This is a genomic window from Staphylococcus caseorum, assembly GCF_049943195.1.
GTDB classification, from domain to species: domain Bacteria; phylum Bacillota; class Bacilli; order Staphylococcales; family Staphylococcaceae; genus Staphylococcus; species Staphylococcus equorum_A.
Genome location: NZ_JBNFUA010000001.1, coordinates 1,576,397 through 1,596,989 on the forward strand (window position 1 = coordinate 1,576,397; position 20,593 = coordinate 1,596,989).

At 29.7% G+C, this 20,593-nt stretch carries 31 protein-coding genes and 1 pseudogene; 14 read left to right on the forward strand and 18 right to left on the reverse strand.

Annotation, left to right across the window (positions count from 1 at the left end):
• Positions 1-181: 181 nt before the first annotated feature.
• The 3 genes and pseudogenes from ACP3TL_RS08125 to ACP3TL_RS08135 all read left to right on the forward strand — a co-directional run bounded on the left by ACP3TL_RS08125 (position 182) and on the right by ACP3TL_RS08135 (position 2,890).
• Complete coding sequence (locus tag ACP3TL_RS08125) at positions 182-1,477, forward strand: CitMHS family transporter (RefSeq protein ID WP_285336742.1); 1,296 nt, start codon at positions 182-184, stop codon at positions 1,475-1,477.
• Between the two features lie 445 nt (positions 1,478-1,922).
• A pseudogene (locus ACP3TL_RS08130) lies at positions 1,923-2,093 on the forward strand (IS5/IS1182 family transposase); the annotation flags it as partial.
• A gap of 560 nt (positions 2,094-2,653) precedes the next feature.
• On the forward strand, positions 2,654-2,890 hold the full coding sequence (locus ACP3TL_RS08135) for a hypothetical protein (protein WP_002508200.1): 237 nt from the start codon (positions 2,654-2,656) through the stop codon (positions 2,888-2,890).
• Between the two features lie 14 nt (positions 2,891-2,904).
• On the opposite strand, the gene ACP3TL_RS08140 is transcribed toward ACP3TL_RS08135, so the two are convergent.
• The 3 genes from ACP3TL_RS08140 to ACP3TL_RS08150 form a co-directional block, all read right to left on the reverse strand.
• Positions 2,905-3,120 carry a sterile alpha motif-like domain-containing protein gene (locus tag ACP3TL_RS08140; protein WP_069817955.1) on the reverse strand — a complete coding sequence of 72 codons (216 nt, stop codon included), beginning with the start codon at positions 3,118-3,120 and terminating at the stop codon, positions 2,905-2,907.
• 368 nt (positions 3,121-3,488) lie between these two features.
• Complete coding sequence (locus ACP3TL_RS08145; RefSeq protein WP_069817954.1) at positions 3,489-3,695, reverse strand: TM2 domain-containing protein; 207 nt, start codon at positions 3,693-3,695, stop codon at positions 3,489-3,491.
• A gap of 68 nt (positions 3,696-3,763) precedes the next feature.
• Complete coding sequence (locus tag ACP3TL_RS08150) at positions 3,764-4,258, reverse strand: hypothetical protein (RefSeq protein WP_256092671.1); 495 nt, start codon at positions 4,256-4,258, stop codon at positions 3,764-3,766.
• 294 nt (positions 4,259-4,552) lie between these two features.
• Between ACP3TL_RS08150 and tsaT the strand changes: the two genes are divergently transcribed.
• The 6 genes from tsaT (at position 4,553) to vraX (ACP3TL_RS08180) (ending at position 7,988) form a co-directional block, all read left to right on the forward strand.
• On the forward strand, positions 4,553-4,735 hold the full coding sequence (gene tsaT / locus ACP3TL_RS08155; protein ID WP_057512784.1) for a type II toxin-antitoxin system toxin TsaT: 183 nt from the start codon (positions 4,553-4,555) through the stop codon (positions 4,733-4,735).
• Between the two features lie 533 nt (positions 4,736-5,268).
• Positions 5,269-5,517, forward strand: coding sequence for a hypothetical protein (locus tag ACP3TL_RS08160; RefSeq protein ID WP_057512786.1), 249 nt, complete (start codon positions 5,269-5,271; stop codon positions 5,515-5,517).
• A gap of 144 nt (positions 5,518-5,661) precedes the next feature.
• Positions 5,662-5,796, forward strand: coding sequence for a hypothetical protein (locus ACP3TL_RS08165; RefSeq protein WP_256092404.1), 135 nt, complete (start codon positions 5,662-5,664; stop codon positions 5,794-5,796).
• Positions 5,797-6,339: 543 nt separating this feature from the next.
• Positions 6,340-7,302, forward strand: a complete 963-nt coding sequence (locus ACP3TL_RS08170; RefSeq protein ID WP_069832999.1) for an arsenic resistance protein — start codon at positions 6,340-6,342, stop codon at positions 7,300-7,302.
• 161 nt (positions 7,303-7,463) lie between these two features.
• Positions 7,464-7,598, forward strand: coding sequence for a hypothetical protein (locus tag ACP3TL_RS08175; protein WP_256092403.1), 135 nt, complete (start codon positions 7,464-7,466; stop codon positions 7,596-7,598).
• 213 nt (positions 7,599-7,811) lie between these two features.
• A complete protein-coding gene (vraX, locus tag ACP3TL_RS08180; RefSeq protein WP_176721528.1) occupies positions 7,812-7,988 on the forward strand; it encodes a C1q-binding complement inhibitor VraX in 177 nt (58 codons plus the stop codon).
• 94 nt (positions 7,989-8,082) lie between these two features.
• Here vraX (ACP3TL_RS08180) and ACP3TL_RS08185 read toward each other — a convergent pair whose 3' ends face one another.
• The gene (locus ACP3TL_RS08185; RefSeq protein ID WP_021339902.1) at positions 8,083-8,313 is read right to left on the reverse strand and encodes a hypothetical protein; all 231 of its coding nucleotides are present in this window, start codon (positions 8,311-8,313) and stop codon (positions 8,083-8,085) included.
• A 666-nt stretch (positions 8,314-8,979) separates the two neighbouring features.
• On the opposite strand from ACP3TL_RS08185, the gene vraX (ACP3TL_RS08190) reads away from it, so the two are divergent.
• Complete coding sequence (gene vraX, locus ACP3TL_RS08190; RefSeq protein WP_176723008.1) at positions 8,980-9,147, forward strand: C1q-binding complement inhibitor VraX; 168 nt, start codon at positions 8,980-8,982, stop codon at positions 9,145-9,147.
• Positions 9,148-9,427: 280 nt separating this feature from the next.
• Here the strand turns inward: vraX (ACP3TL_RS08190) and ACP3TL_RS08195 are convergent, their stop codons facing one another.
• On the reverse strand, positions 9,428-9,865 hold the full coding sequence (locus ACP3TL_RS08195; RefSeq protein WP_285326190.1) for a GNAT family N-acetyltransferase: 438 nt from the start codon (positions 9,863-9,865) through the stop codon (positions 9,428-9,430).
• A gap of 89 nt (positions 9,866-9,954) precedes the next feature.
• Positions 9,955-10,341, reverse strand: a complete 387-nt coding sequence (locus ACP3TL_RS08200; RefSeq protein WP_069833372.1) for a VOC family protein — start codon at positions 10,339-10,341, stop codon at positions 9,955-9,957.
• Positions 10,342-10,535: 194 nt separating this feature from the next.
• Between ACP3TL_RS08200 and ACP3TL_RS08205 the strand changes: the two genes are divergently transcribed.
• A complete protein-coding gene (locus ACP3TL_RS08205) occupies positions 10,536-10,736 on the forward strand; it encodes a helix-turn-helix domain-containing protein (protein ID WP_069833371.1) in 201 nt (66 codons plus the stop codon).
• 97 nt (positions 10,737-10,833) lie between these two features.
• On the opposite strand, the gene ACP3TL_RS08210 is transcribed toward ACP3TL_RS08205, so the two are convergent.
• From ACP3TL_RS08210 to ACP3TL_RS08230, 5 genes are all read right to left on the reverse strand, one after another.
• A complete protein-coding gene (locus ACP3TL_RS08210) occupies positions 10,834-11,016 on the reverse strand; it encodes a hypothetical protein (RefSeq protein ID WP_069833370.1) in 183 nt (60 codons plus the stop codon).
• Between the two features lie 129 nt (positions 11,017-11,145).
• Positions 11,146-11,955 (reverse strand): alpha/beta hydrolase, encoded by an 810-nt coding sequence (locus ACP3TL_RS08215; protein ID WP_069833369.1) that lies wholly within the window; start codon positions 11,953-11,955, stop codon positions 11,146-11,148.
• A 267-nt stretch (positions 11,956-12,222) separates the two neighbouring features.
• Positions 12,223-12,717: a TspO/MBR family protein gene (locus ACP3TL_RS08220; RefSeq protein WP_069817945.1), complete on the reverse strand. Its 495-nt coding sequence runs from the start codon at positions 12,715-12,717 to the stop codon at positions 12,223-12,225.
• 11 nt (positions 12,718-12,728) lie between these two features.
• Positions 12,729-13,106: a DUF1722 domain-containing protein gene (locus tag ACP3TL_RS08225; RefSeq protein WP_069833368.1), complete on the reverse strand. Its 378-nt coding sequence runs from the start codon at positions 13,104-13,106 to the stop codon at positions 12,729-12,731.
• The gene (locus ACP3TL_RS08230; protein ID WP_069833367.1) at positions 13,084-13,590 is read right to left on the reverse strand and encodes a pyrimidine dimer DNA glycosylase/endonuclease V; all 507 of its coding nucleotides are present in this window, start codon (positions 13,588-13,590) and stop codon (positions 13,084-13,086) included. Before ACP3TL_RS08230 ends, ACP3TL_RS08225 begins: the two co-directional genes overlap by 23 nt.
• A gap of 279 nt (positions 13,591-13,869) precedes the next feature.
• On the opposite strand from ACP3TL_RS08230, the gene ACP3TL_RS08235 reads away from it, so the two are divergent.
• Entirely contained in the window at positions 13,870-14,142 is a 273-nt protein-coding gene (locus ACP3TL_RS08235) for a hypothetical protein (RefSeq protein WP_057512797.1), read from the forward strand.
• Between the two features lie 289 nt (positions 14,143-14,431).
• Here ACP3TL_RS08235 and ACP3TL_RS08240 read toward each other — a convergent pair whose 3' ends face one another.
• Positions 14,432-15,190, reverse strand: a complete 759-nt coding sequence (locus ACP3TL_RS08240) for a GolD/DthD family dehydrogenase (RefSeq protein WP_069833366.1) — start codon at positions 15,188-15,190, stop codon at positions 14,432-14,434.
• Between the two features lie 186 nt (positions 15,191-15,376).
• Positions 15,377-15,577, reverse strand: coding sequence for a cold-shock protein (locus tag ACP3TL_RS08245; protein ID WP_002508223.1), 201 nt, complete (start codon positions 15,575-15,577; stop codon positions 15,377-15,379).
• A 378-nt stretch (positions 15,578-15,955) separates the two neighbouring features.
• On the opposite strand from ACP3TL_RS08245, the gene ACP3TL_RS08250 reads away from it, so the two are divergent.
• Positions 15,956-16,120, forward strand: coding sequence for a hypothetical protein (locus ACP3TL_RS08250; RefSeq protein WP_176723007.1), 165 nt, complete (start codon positions 15,956-15,958; stop codon positions 16,118-16,120).
• 374 nt (positions 16,121-16,494) lie between these two features.
• Positions 16,495-16,968, forward strand: coding sequence for a DUF1648 domain-containing protein (locus tag ACP3TL_RS08255; RefSeq protein ID WP_410529806.1), 474 nt, complete (start codon positions 16,495-16,497; stop codon positions 16,966-16,968).
• 69 nt (positions 16,969-17,037) lie between these two features.
• Here the strand turns inward: ACP3TL_RS08255 and ACP3TL_RS08260 are convergent, their stop codons facing one another.
• The 5 genes from ACP3TL_RS08260 to ACP3TL_RS08280 all read right to left on the reverse strand — a co-directional run bounded on the left by ACP3TL_RS08260 (position 17,038) and on the right by ACP3TL_RS08280 (position 20,258).
• A complete protein-coding gene (locus ACP3TL_RS08260) occupies positions 17,038-17,442 on the reverse strand; it encodes a hypothetical protein (protein ID WP_277575786.1) in 405 nt (134 codons plus the stop codon).
• A 132-nt stretch (positions 17,443-17,574) separates the two neighbouring features.
• Positions 17,575-18,459, reverse strand: a complete 885-nt coding sequence (locus ACP3TL_RS08265; RefSeq protein WP_285326182.1) for a PhzF family phenazine biosynthesis protein — start codon at positions 18,457-18,459, stop codon at positions 17,575-17,577.
• A 191-nt stretch (positions 18,460-18,650) separates the two neighbouring features.
• Positions 18,651-18,842 carry a hypothetical protein gene (locus ACP3TL_RS08270; RefSeq protein ID WP_031266130.1) on the reverse strand — a complete coding sequence of 64 codons (192 nt, stop codon included), beginning with the start codon at positions 18,840-18,842 and terminating at the stop codon, positions 18,651-18,653.
• A 565-nt stretch (positions 18,843-19,407) separates the two neighbouring features.
• Positions 19,408-19,623, reverse strand: coding sequence for a hypothetical protein (locus ACP3TL_RS08275; protein WP_069833360.1), 216 nt, complete (start codon positions 19,621-19,623; stop codon positions 19,408-19,410).
• A gap of 170 nt (positions 19,624-19,793) precedes the next feature.
• Positions 19,794-20,258, reverse strand: coding sequence for a CHAP domain-containing protein (locus ACP3TL_RS08280; protein ID WP_256092677.1), 465 nt, complete (start codon positions 20,256-20,258; stop codon positions 19,794-19,796).
• Positions 20,259-20,593 lie beyond the last annotated feature (335 nt).

The window sequence follows — 20,593 nt, forward strand, 5'->3', positions numbered from 1 at the left end:
TCTTATACATAACTTCATCTTTTTTCTATCAAGTGCATCTATTGATTAATTTAAATTGATCAATAGATGCACTTTTATTTTAAAATTAACTTTTCTAAAAAAGTTTATATAAGTTTCTATTTTTCATTTTACAAATCAAATGAAAGCGCTATAATTGGACAGATAGGGGGGATTCAAAGATATGAATTTAGCTTTATTAGGTTTCATTATGATTATCGTTTTCTTGATATTAATCATGTCACGTAAAATGTCAGCATTAACAGCATTAATTGTTGTACCAACTGTTTTTGCTTTGATTGGCGGTTTCTACTCTGGTCTTGGCGAATATATGCTCAAAGGCATTGAAACAGTTGCACCAACAGGTATTATGCTCACGTTTGCCATTTTATATTTTGGAGTTATTATCGATGCTGGGTTATTCGAACCTGTCATTAATCGAATTATTAAAGTAGTTAAAGGGGATCCAGTTAAAATTGCAATGGGTACTGTTGTCTTAGCTTCAATGGTCGCGTTAGATGGCGATGGCACTACTACATTTATTATAACTGTAACTGCAATGATGCCATTATATAAAAAAATTGGCATGAGCTTATATACACTTTCAACCTTAGCACTACTATCAATTGGCGTTATGAACATGTTACCTTGGGGCGGCCCGACAGCACGAGCAATTTCATCTTTACAGGTTACCACTGAGGAAGTTTTCATACCTATTATTCCTGCAATGATTGCAGGTATCGTTTTTGCTTTTGCCGTAGCATACATATTAGGTAAACGTGCAAAAAAATACATTACTTCTAATACAAATATTGATTTAGATGATGTAAGACCTACAGATACGAAAGAAGAGTCATTATTAAAAAGACCTAAAATGCTTATACCAAACGCAATTTTAACAATTTCATTAATTGTTTGCCTTGTTATTGGACTGATGCCGATTCCGGTTATGTTCATGCTTTGGTTCGGTGTTGCAATCGTACTCAATTATCCAAACCTAAGTATTCAAAATTCAGTAATTAAAAAACATGCTGGTGATGTACTATCAGTAATCAGCCTTGTTTTTGCATCTGGTATCTTTACAGGTGTTATGGATGGGACACACATGGTTGATGAAATGGCAAATACATTAGTGCAAATTATTCCTGATGCTTTAGGAAATCACTTTGCTTTAATTACTGCCCTACTTAGCGGGCCATTCACTTACTTTATGGCTAATGATCCATTCTATTATGGCGTATTACCAATCCTTGCTGAATCAGCACAACAATTTGGTATATCTAAAGTAGATATGGCCAGAGCTTCAGTATTAGGACAACCGCTTCACGTATTAAGTCCATTGTATGCTGCCGGTTACTTACTGGTTGGTATGCTAGATATTGAATATGGACAAAACCAACGTATTGTTATCAAATGGGCAATAGGATCTAGTTTATTTATGATTCTAGTCGCTTGTATTCTAGGTATTATACCTTGGTAGAATTATTTTTGGACGCGTATAACAACGTTTGAAATTAAAAGAGCTTGGGACATAAATATCCCATTCTCAAATTAAAAGCAGCAATCTATTAGTTTCTAGTGGATTGCTGCTTTTCTATGTTAAAATCTTCCGATTTTGAAAGCGCATGCTTGCCTGGGGTATGGGAGTGGGACAGAAATCTAATTTTTCTAATAAGATTTCGTCGTCCCACCCCGGCAAAGATGACTAGAAGTGAAACAAGCTTAAGATTATGCGCGTTTTCACTTCAGTCATCTACTGCCAATATAGCAATAGAGTTGAGATATTATTTGTTTTACAGACTCATACTATTCCCCTAGGCGTCAGCTCTTTACAAAATCGGTACAATTATATAAATTTATACAAAATAATAAGACGCTTTCGTATAATAAAGTTAACCTAACATAACTTTAAAACGAAGTGTCTTATGTATAAAAATTACAATATGACTCAGCTAACACTACCAATGGAAACTGAAACTTTAATCCCTAACAATGATATCGCACATGCAGTTAATCAAATTATTAAAACAATTCCAGAAACAGAATTCTACGAATTCAATCACTTAAATGGTACATCCTCTTACCACCCTAAAATGTAGATAAACCAATTGTTATCAAAGCATTTGGTTTATTTTTATATTTTTTCGTTGATATAATCTTTGTAATTAATTCATTTACCTTCATTAGTATCTATATTGGCCTTTATATAAGTTCAATCAATGAATAATCTATCGTTTTGTTTTTGTTTAAAAATGGCAGTGATTTGGGCTGACTCCTGCGGGAAAGCACTAGTCGAAGACTACAGGCTGAGGCTGTGCCCGCGGAAAGCATGCACAAAAAGCTGCCCATAAAATCGTAAATTTTTTCAACGCTATGACTGAAAACACTCTTTTGAGTGCTTCCAGTTTTTTTATTTAGTAATATTTATATTTTTTGATTAACACACACTAAAAAGCGGGTATATAAAAAGAAAACGCATAACCCATTGCGTTACACGGCATCAAGCATTATTTATTTGAATTACTTGTTTATTAACTTTAAAATTATATGGCTACAAAATATGATTAAATTTCATTTATTTCACAATTATCGTTTCACTCATCTCATACATGGGTAAAACTTAATGTCGGATTTACAATATTAAGGAGTGTTATTTATGAATCAGCTCAAAGAGTGTAATTATATTAATCCTTCGAAAGTTTCACTTGATTGGGAATGCTTTGTCGTCAGTAAGACTGATATGGAATTAGATGGATTACCTAGAGAGCTTATTAATTCATGGATGGCTCAAAGTATACTTGAACCATTCTCTATTAGAAATAATGAAATTAATTTTAAAACAAAAGATATTAAAGATGCCTTAAACAAACAAAACTGGTATTACGAAACATAGATTGCTAAATATATTTAGGCTATGCTTATATTATTAAGATATAAACTCAGCGCCCGTTTAGCAGAAGCTAACATTTCATGATCTATATAATTACTATAAAAATACGAGTTTAATTCATTATAGCCAGTTGCATCTTTAGGGAAGTTATTATCCCTTTTAATTTTGTGAGCGAGTTGTCCAAGTGGTGTATCGTCTTCTATAAAACTAATTACAAAATCATAAAATGTCATAAGCATTACCTCGATTTTATATATTTTTAATCGTTACATGATTTACCATATCTTACTTTTGTCTAATCATATCAAATATAAGATATTTGTCTACCACGATTCTTTTTATTATTTAAAAAATTAAAAAGAATTGTTGTTATAGCTATATTTAATTCGAAAATGTAAACTTTATAAAGTTTTTTTAATTTAAACGATAAATAGCGACTTTTTATGATATGCCGTAACTTACAGTTAACACTGTTTTACGTCCAGTAAACTCATATATTTTCGAACGAAAAAATGGCTGTTAGATTTCCGTAGAATTCTAACAGCCATTTAAAAAGTCTAGGACATAAATACACGTCTCAGATTTATTATATTTATAATACCTATACTAAAACATTACCGTTCTGATCAGCTGGTTTCAATAACGTAAGGATAGCACCAATAATTGCTAATATTTGAGGAATACCTGTCCAACAAAATATTAAGTATAAAATCCCTACGCCTGTTTTTCTAGCGTAGAATTTATGAATACCAAAGCTACCTAGAAACACTGCTAATACAATGTAAATCACTTTATTTACTTCATTCATAGTTAAATCTCCTCGCTTATTTAATTTAATTTCATTATACATCAAACTACTTAATTAATTAAATAATATTAATTATGGTTATATAATAGTTCAAAATACGACCGCTCAATTGTCAAAATTTCACTATATTCATTTGGCATAATTTCATTACTTAACTCTATTAATTCAGTCAAAATATAGTCCATCAATTTAGCTTTTATTTTAGAATCATCAAAGTGTGCTTTCACTTGCTCAATCATTGTATTTTCTTCCATAAGTAATAATGCACGACCATATACTTTATCAACTTTGCCCCGTTGAAAAGTCGGCATTAAATAATCAATAACTTTATCCACATTGTCAAATTCATCAAAGGCTACTTGTATATGCGAACTAAGTTTACTCGCTATTTCTTTGATACGTTCATCTTCTTGTTTGTTATCAGGCATTAGCTTATTTCGTATATAGTCTTTTTGTTTTATAATTTTGGCTTCAGTTTCATCATATTGTCGTTTATTATCAGAGAAATTCTTGGTCTTTAAACTATTAACTGCTTCTTTAGTTTCTTCTAAGTTCACATTCATGTTTTCCAATGTCTAACCACCCCTTTCAGAAAATCATTATTTAAATTGTATAGTATTATCTTTCCTAATTTTAACTTTTGAAACTTTTAATTAATCAAACGTTGTTCATCCATTTAATTGTGACTCAATATATTGTATATCAATATTTACACTATTGCTGTTAAGTATTTAGTGATAAACTGATAATGTTATAATAAAAAATTATATTTACTACATTTAAAATTACAAAAAGCAATTATATTATGTCTTAAATCATTGGCAATTTAACTTTTATATTAAAGGAGGTCTAGTGCTTTGAGTCTACATTTCATGATTATATTCTGGTTATCATTAGTTTTTCTAGTTTGTGGTATCGTGTTACTCATCACTTACAAAAACAAAAAGTCTCAGCAAGCTAAAGAATCATTACTTGGAGCAACATTTATGTTGATCCTTTTAGGTGTCGCTGGTATTTTATGCTCAATTATATTCAGTTAATCAAATTAAGTCCTAATCACAACGCGAATAATCCTTTAAAGATTATTTTATGTCGTGGTCAGGACTTTTTTAATTTCTCATAAAATTGTAAACCTAAATTACATGTACAATTACAAAACTAAATTTTTGAAATAAATCGGATGTAATCGTAATTAATCAGTAAGAAAATGATAAATTGTTAACATAGCAATTCCTAAAATAAAAAAGTATATAAAGCGTTTATACGCTCTCCTTTTCTCATGACGAACCTCTTCACTTGAATGGTTAACATTTTCGTGCAACCTCGTATTTATAAATAAAAATGGCATTGTTCCTAAAAATGCGAATACAAGACTTAATATTATTGCTATCAAAATATTCATAACATCACCTCTATTAAACAATTTCTTCAATATTCTTATTCCCTGTAATTAACATTTTAACTAAATGAGTCACATTTACTTTCAGTTGTGTTTAATACCATTTTCAGCAATATAGTTTATAATGTTAATTAAATAATAACTTTTGAAAAATAAAAATTAGGAGGGTTGATTTTGAAGTTAACATACTTACCTCAATGGGAGGTTATTAATCAAAGTCAGAAACAATTTGTAATACAGGAAGATGCCAATTCTATTTCATTAGTTAGTCCAATCAATGACTATGCAATGGGTATCTTAAGTCAAGTTCATTTTTCTATACAAAATGGTGAAGTGATTAGCACTACTGTAGAGAATAATAGTAAAAATCTAAAAATAGAAATTAATGAAACACAATCACAACTTAAAATCATCGACATTTAATTTTTAGGCCAAGCCCTTTCTACAATTTGTATAAAATTTTATTTACAATATTGTAGAAAGGGTATTATATAAATAAGATATTTACGCATAAAAAATGTGTTGTGATATTTAAGTCGTTTTAATAAAGACGGGTGAGTGATAATTATGAAATTATTCAAAAATTTACTTTTACTAGTAACTGGTGCACTTATAGTACGAGCGTTATTATTAAGTGTAGACAACTCAACTGACGAAAAGGTCGAAAATAAAGTTAGCATACAAGATAAACAAAAATCTTAATATGTAAATTAACTGTACTCATAATCGCTATTGATTTAGCTTAGCGATTATGAGTTTTTTTATGTTAAAATTTAAACTTTTTACTTTAAAAACATAATAGTATTTTGAGAATGGGACAGAAATCTTTTTTTAACAAGATTTCGTCGTATGAACCTGGCCCGGCAAAGCTGACTTTAAAATGAAATACAAGAGCTGAAACGCTTTTTCAATTCAGTTAGCCACTACCAATTTAATAATTGAGGATTAAAAATTAAAAAAACAACAAAACCCATAAGGCTTTGCTGACCATTTAAAAAACCCCTAATTAAAGGGGCTTTTGACTATAACGGGAGTTATGAATCTTCACATGTCAAAGGACACGTAGAAAACCCATCTCCGTTAAATTCTATCATGCCCTAAGACATGCCTTGGTTATTATATCAAAATAAAAGTTGCCAATACAATCAAAAACTTATTATATCGTCAAATGCGTATATTAAATTTCATAGCGCAGCACATTAAGTTATAATTAATGTGTATTTATTTTCTAAAAGCGAGGTCATTATGCAACACTTTAAAAGTAAAATTGAACATTATCAAATTTATATATATTTTGTAGCACTTATACTGGGTATGTTAGCTGGTTTAACATCACAAATATTTTCTGTTTTTCTAGAGTCTGTGATCTCAATTTTTATTGGCATTTTAATGTTTAGCATGTTTTCACAAATTCCTTTTTTCAATATTCGCCAAAACCTTTTTAACATGAAATATATAATTGCCTTAATTTTATCTAACTTTATAATCATACCTATCTTTGTTTATGCCTTGATACAACTATTTGATGTTAGTTCTGCTCCAATATTAATTGGACTTTATCTTGTACTGTTAACACCGTGTATTGATTACGTTATCGTCTTCACTGCATTAGGCAAAGGAAATGCGCAGTATATGCTTATTTCTACACCTATATTATTTGTATTACAAATTATTCTACTGCCCCTTTATTTCACTATTTTTTTACATAATGAAATATTATCAATCATTGATATAGGACCATTTATTAATGCTTTTTTCACATTCATCATTATCCCATTAATACTGGCATTATTATTACAACTGCTCAGTAAAAAATCTAGCTCTATAAATCGCGTCTTAAATCTTACTGCATGGTTACCGGAACTCTTCATGTCACTTGTGCTTTTTTCAGTCGTAGGTTCACAAATAAACAAAATCACAAATGATTTAAATATTGTATTAAGTGTTGTACCCATTTATATCTGTTTTATGATTATTGCACCTATAATAGGCTTTTTTTGTGGAAAGTTATTTCGTTTAGATATTCCAAATATAAGAACATTAGCTTTCAGTTCTAGTACAAGAAACGCATTGGTGGTGTTACCCCTCGCTCTTTCCTTACCAGATCATTGGGTAACCATCACTACAACGGTCATTATTACTCAAACATTAACCGAACTCATCGGTGAACTTGTTTACATTAAAGTTCTTCCAAAGATTATAAAATAAACAGCTAAAATTGAAAATTTGTATCTCAAATCCCCTCATTTATATATTGAGCAATTCATTTTTTTGGTATAATTATTAATAATATTCTCAAATTAATCATATATATTCGTTTGTTCGGATTGCTGTATGGTAAACTATCTAACAAAGAGGAGCTTGATGTTATGAAAAAAATTGCATTAGTCTTATTAGGTGTTGTTTCATTTGCACTATTAGTAAAATCTATATTAAGTACATCTACTGATTACGGAACAGATGAATATATTGTTGAAGAAGATAGAACAAACGATCAATTTTAATCATTGTTTAACACTGCAATTCTATCAAATCATTTTAGAAATAGATAAAGCTAGGCTGAGTTCATATACACATTGCTCAGTCTTTTTAAAATCCAATTATTTCCTATTTAATCGAAAATGCTTTAATATAACTATTAGGTAACATTTTACACTAGAAAGTTTTTGGTTTCCCCTTTCTTGCACTTTCGTATTTCTATTTGATGAGGTGATAAGATGCAAATTTTAAGAAAAGTATATGAAAATAAGGCACCTATTTATCATATAAAGACAAATTTAGGTCTATTAATTAAAGTCAAAACTGATGACACATCGAATAAAACGGAAATAACTCACTTATTAACTGCCGTTGCTAAAGATATGGATGAGAAATTAAAAAATAATATTGAATAATGGGTAAGCTATACACCACTCGTATTTATTCAAATAAAATACAGTCCAATAAATTGAATTTAATTCAACTTATTGGACTGTATCTTTATATACATTAATTCATAACAACTATAATAAAACCTACAAATAATATAAGCATAGATAATCTAGGTTTTTGCTTTCCTACTAATCCACTAAGTAAGACTAATGATAGCCCTACAATCAGTAATTGACCATTAAAAGTTGTAATACCCATGGCATCACCAACCATCATAATCACACCATAAACAATTATCAATGCTATAAATATGCTACAAACCAATGATAGTATATTGAGTAACTTCATCTTTTACATCCTTTTAATTTAAATGATACTATTAATATAACTTATCGCCATTATAAAAGAAATGGGAGTGGGACAGAAATCTAATTTTTCTAATAAAATTTCGTCGTCCCGCACCGGCACAGCTACTGTAAAATGGAATACAAGCGCTTCAGCGCTTGCATAAGAACTACTTGTCTTCATAAATGAAGTAGTAGTTCTTTAAAAGCTTGATATAAGCGCATTTTCAATTCAGTCAGCCACTGCCAATATAAAAAACTGAGGCTAAGACATGTGATATGTCCCAGCCTCGAAATCTCGAATCGAAAATATATTCCACACTAAAGTTTGGAGGACTTCTTGTGCTTAGTTATATTTACCCGCTTTTATATAATAAAAACCTAAATAACTAAATTTTGTAAATCGTTCTCAAATTATTTATTTAAACTTATAATTGATTTATCAATAAAGAATATAGCGATATATGTAAATATTAATAAATTTAAATAAAATTAATCATACTGTTGGAAATGAATCCAACAAAAAGTTATCCTATAGTTAAAGCATTAATAACTAGCAATTTATTTTATAAAAATAATTGCAAGTTATGATAACAACTCAATTCTTTATTTTTAACCATTATGTGTTACTAATTACATAGAATTGTTTCAGATAAAAAAGGGTGATGAAATGGAAGTACTACGTAAAGTTTATAAAGATAACGAGCCTATCTACCATGTCAAAACAGATAAAGGTTCTGTTATTAGAATTAAAGGTTCTGATGATTTAACGGACTCTGAAACTGAAGAATTGTTAATGTTAGTTTCTCAAGATATTGATAAAATGAAAAAACAATAAATCAGGAGCTTAACAATATACACTTAATTTAGTGTGTATCGACTATAGACGTTCTCATAAACATTAAGGGGCTATCACATTTGTTTGAAAAGAACGGTTTTCTAAATGATTTTATTGTAAAGACGATGAGTTCAAATAGAACTAAATTACATCTGGGTAAAATCCTAGTTAAATTAAAAAAGTAGTTTCCATTTTGGAAGCTACTTTTTTAAAATCTATCTAATCAGGTTTGTCTTAATTTTAAACGGTTCCAATGTATTTCGTTTATTAAACCTACTTATTATCTTGCTATCATTTCGAATGTAATATGAGGAATATTGTCTTCTAAATAAATATCAGAAACGCCTTTAAAACCAAATGATTCATAAAATGATTTTAAATAGGCTTGTCCGGAAATGCTGATTAATGATCCACTATATTTTTCATTTATAATATCTATTGTTTTCTGCACAATATTACGTCCATAGCCTCGCATTCTATAGTTTTGTGCCACTAGCACCCTTCCGAAGCTAATATGCGACTGGCCATCTACAATACGTGTGTATGCAGCAATGTGGTTTTCATCCTTCAACATGATATGCAACGCTTCTTCATCGTCTTTATCTATTTCTTGGTATGCACATTTTTGCTCTACTACGAATACTTTTATTCTTTCTTCTAAAATATGTAATAGTTCAATATTTGATAAATCTTTTGTCCGTTTAACTACTAATTCCATAAAACACCTCCTACAATTCTTAGAAAATAAACTGAATTCATATTAACGATAATAGTTCAGTAGTTGGTTACAGTCTATTTCTACGTATATTATTGTTCTATAAGCTGAATTAAATTACCACAAGTATCATTTATAATCGCAAGTTTGGTGCCATCAACTTCCTTAGGCTCAGTATGAAATTCGACACCTAAATTAACTAAACGCTCATGTGATGCTTCCAAATTTTCAACCCCAAACATAGTTACGGGTATACTAGCACTATATAAACCTTCTTGATAATTTTTAGCGATCTCACTCACATTAGGTTCTAACACTATTTCAACTGGATTATTAGAGTTATTTTCTTTTACGGTCAACCATTTAAATTCTCCGCCCATTTCAATATCATGTTTCAGTTTAAATCCTAATTTTTCTGTGTAAAATTGTTTTGCTTTATCTTGATTATCAACAAAAATACTCATAGCAATAATTTTCATATGAATCCACCTTATCTCTCTTTTTCGAATTTTATATTATTAATACATTTTAATGCTTCTCTTATTTAGCAAGCTAATTTGCATAATACCAGTATATGATAACGCCTTTATAAGTTCACTAATTTGAAAATAAGTAGTGTGTATACTACAATTATATACGGATTTTATTACAACTCGTTTGGGAGTGATTAATTGTGAAAGTACTAAATGAATTACGCGAAAAATATAATTTAAGTATCTCCAAATTAGTTATCAATTTAAATAATAACTATGACAAAGATTTTAGAATTTGCCAGATTTGGGATTGGGAAAATGGATACCGTAGTGTTTCAGAAAACGATGTTGCTATTCTCGCAGATTATTTTAATGTTTCTAAACAAACATTTAATGCATAATAATACTACGATATTAAACTAAGTACGCATTAAGGGACTGAAATTCATATAGCTGACCTAGTTATAATAAAGTGGAAAACGACAATCGTTTTCCACTTTATTTTTTAAATACAATCGTAATAAAATAATCTACGCCTTCCATCCTATTCGTAACAGATGGTGTAACGCTCACAAGCTCCCAATGTTGCTTATCATTAACTTCTTGTAGGAATTCGTTTACACGTTCATCGAAAGCTTCAAAACCCTCTTCATATTGCATGTGTAATGTTTTTATCATCATAAATAAATTTCCTCCATAATCATGACTTCTACCATCTATTGTAAAATGTTCAATAGTTCAAAACAAACATTTCATAATAGTTAATAAAGCATGAAACACTAATATCGATGTATACTTAAAATTCTAAAACTATTTTAGTTCATAATTTAGCCAATCTACAATTTCATTAAATATACTTTTGTTATAAGAAGATTCGTTAAATATTTCGTGTTGTAACCCGTCATAAATATGAATAGATTTATGCTCAGAGCCTATTTCATCATATAATTGAATTGAGTCCTTATAGCTAACTAAACCGTCTTCTTTACCATGTAAGATTAATATATTATCCTTGAACTGCTTTGCGTTATTTTTTAAATACTCAACACCATCAAGTATTGTATAAACGAGCCCCATGGATATTTTTTCAGCAATTAAATCATCTAATTTATACTTTTCAACAACTGTTTGGTCAGAACATAATCCATCACCTAATGCATTTTCTATATATTCATGTGGAGACATACTTCTATCTGGCTCACCAAATAATTTAATATTATAACGTGTTAACGCTCCCGAAGTGATTATCCCATCTACTGCATTTGGATATTGTGTGCCAAATAATGTCACTGTATATCCTCCCATACTATGGCCAACCAAATATAATTTGCCCTCAAAATTTGATTTCACGTAATTAATAACTGTTGATAGATCCTCCACTATTTCATTCATATTATTATAATACGTTTGAGGACCTTCCGAGCGTCCATGCCCACGTTGATCATATCGGATGACATTGAATCTATTTGAATTTAAATGCATTGTTAATTCATCATAGCGATCTAAATGTTCTCCTAAGCCATGTACTACGATAATATTTGCTTGTGCGTTTTCAACATCATTAATCTTCGTATAAATTCGGGTACTATCTTGAGAATTTAAATATTTTATATAATTCATAAAATCCACCTTTTCATTTAAATTATTTCGCCTCAACAATTTTATTCTAACGGCTCTCTATATCAAAATGACTATTTGGTTATTCACTTCCGTATGAGCATTAATATATTATATCTATACCCCTAATTTTCTAATATATTTTATATTAATAAAGATAAATATATTTAAATCTCAACCATGGTATTTCATCTTCCATAGTATATAAAAGTATATGAATAAAAAATGCCAGCAAAGTCAGAAACTTTGTTGACACTTTGAATTAAAATCTTATTTACAGAGACCATTTGAATACTCTGGGTTATCTTTATTTAGCAACCAATTGCCAGTATTTAAATAGCTGGCATAACTAGACCAAAGAACATAAGGGAAAAGCAAGATACCTGAAATAGGTTTGTTTTTAAAAAATACAACAACGTTAGTCGTTACTGCTATTAATAAAATAAAACTCTCAATCAAGGCGATGCCCCTTACTTTCTTTTTAAAATACAATAATGACCACAGAAAATTCAAACTAAGCTGAGTATAATGCGTAACAGTTGCTGCTTTGGTATTTGTTCCGTTACCTTTAACCAAATTATAAGCCACGCCCATACATAAATATAATATTGGCCAAACAATAGGAAACGCATATCGTGGTGGAGAATACGGTGGTTTTTCAAATTTACCATAATCTTTTGGCGCTTCTTTTGCAGTAATTTTACCTATAATATTGCCGCCCACAAAAGGTAATAATGTTCTCGTTAATATTTTTATCATTTCCATTATTATTTCTCCTATTTCAAATTTTTTATAATTGAAGATTGCTTTATATATTCAACGTTGTAAAAATCAGCCATACTTTTGAGAAATTCTAAAAGATAAGTTTCATCTATATTATGTTGTTGAAATTGATATTTTAAATCTTTCTGGAATTCATTTTCTGATGAACTACGTATTTTTTTAAAATACCCCCACATATGATCATAAGCATTGATGATAGAACCTTCAGTTGGCTTTAGTGTTAAAGCATATGAAATCAAAGATGCTATATCTCCATATGTCGGATTTTCTTTCATTATTTCTCTAATATTATTGTAACTATTTTGATCGTGCCACAACACTTCATATTTATATTGTCGCCATAACTGTTCAATTTGATAGCGTTGTGCCATGTTTATCTGTCCCTTTTTTAATACCACATCTTGCCGGTATTTTATCTTCTTTCCATTTATTGAATAATAATATTTGATATAACTCAAATGCATCTTCTCCGTATACTTTACGATCACCAAAAACATAAAATGGAGGTAGCATTTCATGTGAAAAATATTTTTGATATTCTTCTTTATAAACAATTTCACTCAAACGCTCTATATCATTATTAAAATCAACAGAACGTTTTCCTCCACGGCGAATATGCTCTTCGTTCATACTTTCTAAAAGCTTAAAAGTATCTATAATGTACGGTTCTCCATTGTTATAAACATGAGCAACGATGGGATGTTTAATATAATTGCTGTTTACATCAACAAGGTTTAACTTTGCTAAACATACTCTAATAATTTGATATAATTCTAATACTTGCTTTGATAGCCTTCTATTATCTAAAAAACGTGCACTTTTCTTATGGTCTGAGCTTATTCTGAAAATTTGCATATGCATCTTCCCTTACTTTTACAGATTATGAATCCTCTAACAAAGTCATTTTTTAAATCCCTACATACAGTATTCACTTTTAAATATTTATATGCAAACGAGAGCTATTTTCCCCAATTTAAATTACCTCTAAAATGAATTAAGCTTGAGTAAATAAAATGCTAAATTAAATGCTTTGTATATTTTTCTTAAATAATCGCTCTAAATTCGTCTAATATCAACCTTTGTCCAACTTTTAATTCACAGTTAATGATATGCTTATACAGGAGGCTGATATTAATGTCAAAATATATATTGTCGTATAATTTGAATTCTATTTCGTATGGTTATGAAAAATTACCTGCTAAATTAAATGCCTTAGGTAATGCTTTGTATATTTATAGAGGATTATGGCTTTTAAAAAGTGATCTAGATAGAAATGAAATATACGAAAGTATTAAAAATTCCTTTAATTCAAACGATGATTTTTTAATATTTAAATTCGAAGAAAGTCCATTAGGTATGTTGAGCGAACAAAAATACGATGAAATCTTACAAATACTTAATGACTAAACACATCCCAAATTACTGATGTGTTTTTTATTTACATAAATTTCATGTAATAATTATTGCTAGTAAATCATATTAATACGATTTTAAAGTGCATGCTTGCCTGGGATATGGCTCGAGCCTGTAGTCTCTCGCTCATATTATTCCCCTAGGCGTCAGCACTTTATAAAATCGCTACTATCCCAGTTATATACACAAAATAAGTAAATCCTATAAATATTAATTTATAGGATTTACTTATTATTATTCATTAATTATAAAATATCTTCATCTAAATATTTATTAACATCACTTATTTAATCGTATTACCACCATCTAATACAATGGTTTCTCCGGTCATAAAATTGGTCGCGTCACTTGCTAAAAATAAAGCGATTGCTGCTACTTCCTCAGGTTCACCAAATCTTCCTAAAGGGATACCAGCTAAAGCGTCTTCTCTTGCCTTGCCTACCCATGCTTTATCAGACAATTCTGTTGCAACAATTGTTGGCGCAATAGCGTTAACGTTAATATTAAATTTTGCCCACTCAAATGCCAAGCTCTTAGTTAAATTAACAATTCCAGCTTTTGTTACTCCATAAGCAGTATGTTTATCTAATGCTATTAAAGCATTTTGGCTTGCCATATTAATAATTTTTCCACCTTCACCTTGTTCAATAAATACATTTCCAACTTTTTGAGCCATTTTGAATGAGGCAGTTAAATTTAAATCAATTTGTTTTTGCCAAATCTCGCTAGACATTGTTTCCGCTTTATCTAAAAGCGCAACACCTGCAGAATTTACCAATATATCAATACGACCAAAAGTCTGCTTTGTTAAATCAATCGCATTATCTATATCTTGTTCATTTGTTATATCACATTGAATACCTAGAATGTGATCACCTTTCAATTCATTTACACTATCTTTTATATCTAATACTGCAACTTTAGCCCCTTTTTGTATGTAAAAATCGGAAATTGCTTTACCTATACCACTGTTACCCCCAGTAATAATAGCTACTTTATCTGTAATATTAAAATCTTTATCAAATCCTTTATAATTTTGCATAATATCCGCTCCTTTTACTATATATTAAGTATACTAGTTAAATTAAGCGCTTACAAAATAATCCTCTTATACTTTTCTAAATATTTATTATAATTTATTGTTATTAATTCTTTTAACTTTTAATTTTAAACGCAAAAAAACACCCACCCCGTAGGGTGAGTGTTAAAGATAATTTAATATTTTAAATTATGCTTTGTTAACGTTAGCAGCTTGTTTACCACGGTCACCATCAACGATGTCGAATTCAACTGTTTCGCCTTCTTCTAATGATTTGTAACCTTCAGAATTGATAGCTGAGAAATGTACGAATACGTCGTCGTTATTTTCTACTTCGATGAAACCGAAACCTTTATCTGCATTGAACCATTTTACTGTACCTTTATTCATATGAAAACCTCCGTGTGCTTTAGCACATATATTTGTAACTTGTTATTAAAAAATCCAAAGGAGTAAAATTCAATGAATAAGACTACTTTTAAAATTTCCGAATTAAAAATTACTTGAGTACAAATATACTATGGATATAACACTTTGTCAACCTCTTCTATAAAAGTTTGTGTTTCTACATTTTAATTAAACTATCAGGTTTTTGTAAATATAAAATTAAATTAGCTTTTATTACCTTTTTTACAACAAAATAACTTTATATGTAGTACAATTAGATATAATTAGTTATACATCGTTCAAAACAATTAAAAAGTCACAAAAAATTACGAACGCCTTCATTGTATAATAAATATAAATTCAATTTCCGAGGAGAAATTTATGCAAATTATTAATTATAATATCAATCTTGACCACGTCACTTACACTGTTGAAACTAAAAATGGTCATGTATTCACTTACAGTTTACCGAAAGATACTACTTCAAATAATATATATCGCTATTTAGAAATTTTATCAAGTAACGTAGATGGAGCTAACTCATAAATGGGCATATTAATCACTATTACTTTCATAATTAGTTTAATTCTATTGATCATTAGTTTATTTTCATTTTATGAATTTAATAATGAGCGCAAAGTCATCAGCGAAAAAAACTTAGACAATAATCATGAGCTAGGTATTCAAAAGCAATCTAGAAAACTAGTATTTTTTGGTGCTATCTTATTTATTTTATCAGCCGTGTTTTTTGCACTTTCTATAATTTTATTATAAAATATAAATTAACAATAAACATTCCAAGCATTTATTTTAGAACATAAACACACCATTTGTTATAAAAGCATTTGGTTCTTTTTTATGAGCAATTTCTTTATAATGCGACGTTAATAGCGAATATTCCAATTTTGAAAGGACACATCATGATCAATAAAACCTTGAATTTCACTGGTTTAATTTTCATTATTTTACTTTTTTTATATACTTCTATTAATTACAATAGTTTGCCAGAGAGAGTACCTGTGCACTTTGATTTATATAGTAACCCAGATGCGTGGGGATACAAAAAAGAAATATTCATTCTTCCAATAATAATTTTAGCTTTATGGGTTTTCATGTATCTCTTATTTAAGTATTACGTAAAATTCGAAAATTTTAGATCCAGTTTTGAGAATAAAACAATATCCAAAGACGCTATAAATTTCAATAGAAGATTCATTACTATACTAAATTTCGAGTTATCCACGCTTCTATCTTTCATGGGTATTAAAGACATATATAACGCTACTGGCGGAAATATTGATATAGGTATATTTCAATTTATCATCATTTTAGTAGTCATTTTTTCTACAATTATTTTGTACCTCTACATGTGCTATAAACACAAATATTTCTAAAGTTTACTACTTATAGTAGAACACCACTTAAAAGAGTCATTCCTCGCCCTTTAAGTGGTGTTTATATTATTATATAAAATCTTTCTGAAATGCTATGAGGCATTGTTTTACAAAAATACAGTCTTTATCTTTAAAATAGATGGCTGCTTCATATTGGATAGGCAAATTATTTTTTAACGTTTTAACATTTTCTTTCATTAAATTTGTCTTGCCCCCATTAATTCTAATATCATCATTCAAACAATCTGGTGCTGTGAGGACACTTCGACCTATATCCCACGCACTAAGTAAATTATAGAATGATTCTGTATCTAAACTTTCTAGAAAATTTAGCCCTTCACTTTTCGTTTCAGGGTTTTTAATAAACAGTGCAATTATTTTATCTACGCTGTTTCTTCGTTTATCACCATTACTTGTTGCGGAAGCTTTCGAGAGTATTACTTTATAGGCGTTTATGACATTATTTAAATCCATAGCTATCAAACCTCTCTACATATCTCATTTAAATTAACTTTACTATATCCATATAGCAAATACAAAAGTATCCATTCACTATTTTTATAAAGTATAAATTTCTGCGCACACTTTTAAAACAACGCTTAATCCCTAAAATGATATATCAATTTCTCCTACATAAACTGCATTGCCAGTTATTTCGATTTCGTTATTTTCTGCAACATTCACTATCATTTGGCCATCCTTCTTCATTTCTTGTCCTTGCTCTACAATAAGTTTCATGGAAGTATGAGCCTCTTTTTTTATATACTTGGCAAAATACGCCCCCATGACACCTGAAGCAGTGCCAGTCACCGGATCTTCTATTGTTCCTGAAAAAGTTGAAGAAAAATGACGGCCATGCATATCCGCTTCTTCATGATAACTTTCTAGGCAAAATGGATGTATAGATGCGTTTGGTATTTCATTTAAAATTGAAGAAAATACCTTGTTATTTGGTTCCATTTTATTAAAAATATCAAGTGACTTTATAGGTATTAAAAGTGTCCATGCCCCAGTGCTACCGTACATTATGGGTAGCTCATCATCAAAATCTACTTCTTCAATGCCTATTGCTTTTGCTAAATCATATCGGGATCCTTCAAATTTTTCAAATTGTGGTAATGCTTGTTTCATTGTTATAAGTATTTCATTTTGATCATTCGTTGTAATACGTATCGATAAGACCCCTACATTTGTTTCAATAGTTAGTTCTGTTTTATTTTCTAACCATCCGTTTGTCTTTAACGCATAAATTGTTGCCATTGTTGCGTGTCCACAAAGCTCCATCTCTTGTTTTGGTGAAAAATAGCGTATTCTAAAGTCTGCTTTATCAGATGCTATTGGAAAAGCTGTTTCATTAAAGCCTACTTTAAAAGCAACGTCTTGCATCTCCGTTTCTGTTAAGGTGTCTCCATTTATAACAACACCAGCAGGATTACCTTTATTGGGCTTTTTACTAAAAGCATCATAGTGATACACTTTTATCGATTTCATCTATAATCCTCCACTTTTTCTATAACTTAATAGTTTTTATAAGCGTATCATGCATCCATAAAAACTGAAAATCAGAAAATGAAAAAACACTAGGTATTTATGGCTACCTAGCGTTTAACTTTATAACTATATTAATATTGCTTAAAGCAATGTATTTAAATCATTTTTAGATATTAATAGCATTAACCACATTAAAAGAATGGAATTGTTTTACTCGCTTTCATAATATCTTTTGTAAAAAAGAATTGCCTACCTTCTCCAGTATATGCAGGGTTCAGTATCATGTTCGCTTTAGCGCTATATAACCATTCAGGATTAATGCCAGAATTTAGTATTTCTTGGAATTCTTGAAAATCTTTTTTCCAATTTAAATTTGGCTCCATATTTATCACCTCAAAGATATAATAGAACACTTGTTCTTGTTTGTAAACAAAAAAAGAAGCCACTGTTACAACAGTTAACTTCTCCCTTATCACACTTAGATCCCAAGAACATAAATAGAGTATCAAGTTCAAACGTAGATACATGTAACCAAGTAAAATTTGTTTAACTCACTGGATTACGCTCTATTTATGTTCTTATCAATCTATTTAGTCTCCCTATTATGTCTTTTTTCATACAAGAAAGAAATGAAACTTCCAAGAAAACCTAATAGTGACATGATCACACTACCAAGCAGTTGATCTTCCCCTGTGCCTATAAACATTAATAAGAAGATTAAAATCCCAATCAAGGTGCTCATCCCAAGAGCCTTAACATATACCAACATTTAGAATACCTCACTAAATCCCCAAAATACCATACTAAACCATTCTATTATTTATATTTAGTATCGTAAACCACCTTTTTACACTTTTTAGATATAAAAATAAGGCTAACGCAACGCTGCGCCCGCCTTAAATTATAATCTGTTAACTTTTTATTAATTAAATAAGCATGAGTAATTGATTAAGTGCTATATGCATCGTCAATCCTTATAGAAGTAATCTTGTCTACATTTACATAACTATCACAATCTTTTAGATAAAAGTAATTATGCTTATGAATGCCTTTTTCAAATCTTTTAAGTGCTAATGCCTTATCAATTTTCCATATATTCTCTACATACTCACGGTAAACATTGCCATCGCTACATTCTATTATGAATACATATACTTCACTCATGTGTGGTCACCCTAATTAATATTTTATGATTCTCATACGTTAACTCTATTATCCACCTAATCAGTTATGGTTGCAACACAATGTGCAGCTATTTATATATCAAGACCCTCTTTTCCACAATTCTGATTTATCATTCCAATAGTAAACAAGCGTATAAGTCATGAAGTAATTTATTGAGTATAATGAGGTCTTATAAACCACATTTCAGTTTCATAATCATGTACTACTCTGTGAGCTACTTCTGTTTTTTCAGCGCCACCGCCATCCCAATTTTGATCTAATGATTCAAATTTATCACTAGCGCCATTATAATTACCTTCCGTTACGATTGCTGTGTGGCCTGCACCACTACCAAATTCATCATTGAATACAACGATATCGCCAGCTTGTGCTTGGAAGCCCTCATAATTTTTATAAACCGTTGCCTCGCCCTCAAAGTTATTTTTAGTTGGAATTTCTTTTGCATAGTCACCTTCTAATCCATGACCATACAAATAATCCCATTGCTCATTCACTAAATCAAAACATTGCCAGCCATATTCATCATCATAATCCCATCCCTTACCTTCTAACGTGTTCATATGACTTATAGCTTCCTCTTGAGTTGCAGTCGTCGCAGCAGAAGCAGTGTTCAAATGTGTAAGTCCTAATATGCTTAAAACACCTATAATAAAAAATGTAAAAATTTGTATGTAACGTTTAATTATAAATCGTCCCTTCTAAGTGTTATTTTACTGAATAAACTATGCAAGCAATATTGTCATTGACTTGTAAGCTAAAGTGTAAAATAATTCAATCTTAGAATAATATATCATATCGTTTTTAATTGCCGATTACACTAATATTAATTCCATTTTAATTTTTTTGGTTAATCTGTAATATTCAAATTAATTTCATTATGAAGTTATCTCGATAGTCAAAAAAAGACCCCTTAATTAAGGCGTCTCAGAGTGTCCGACTTTGTCAGCGT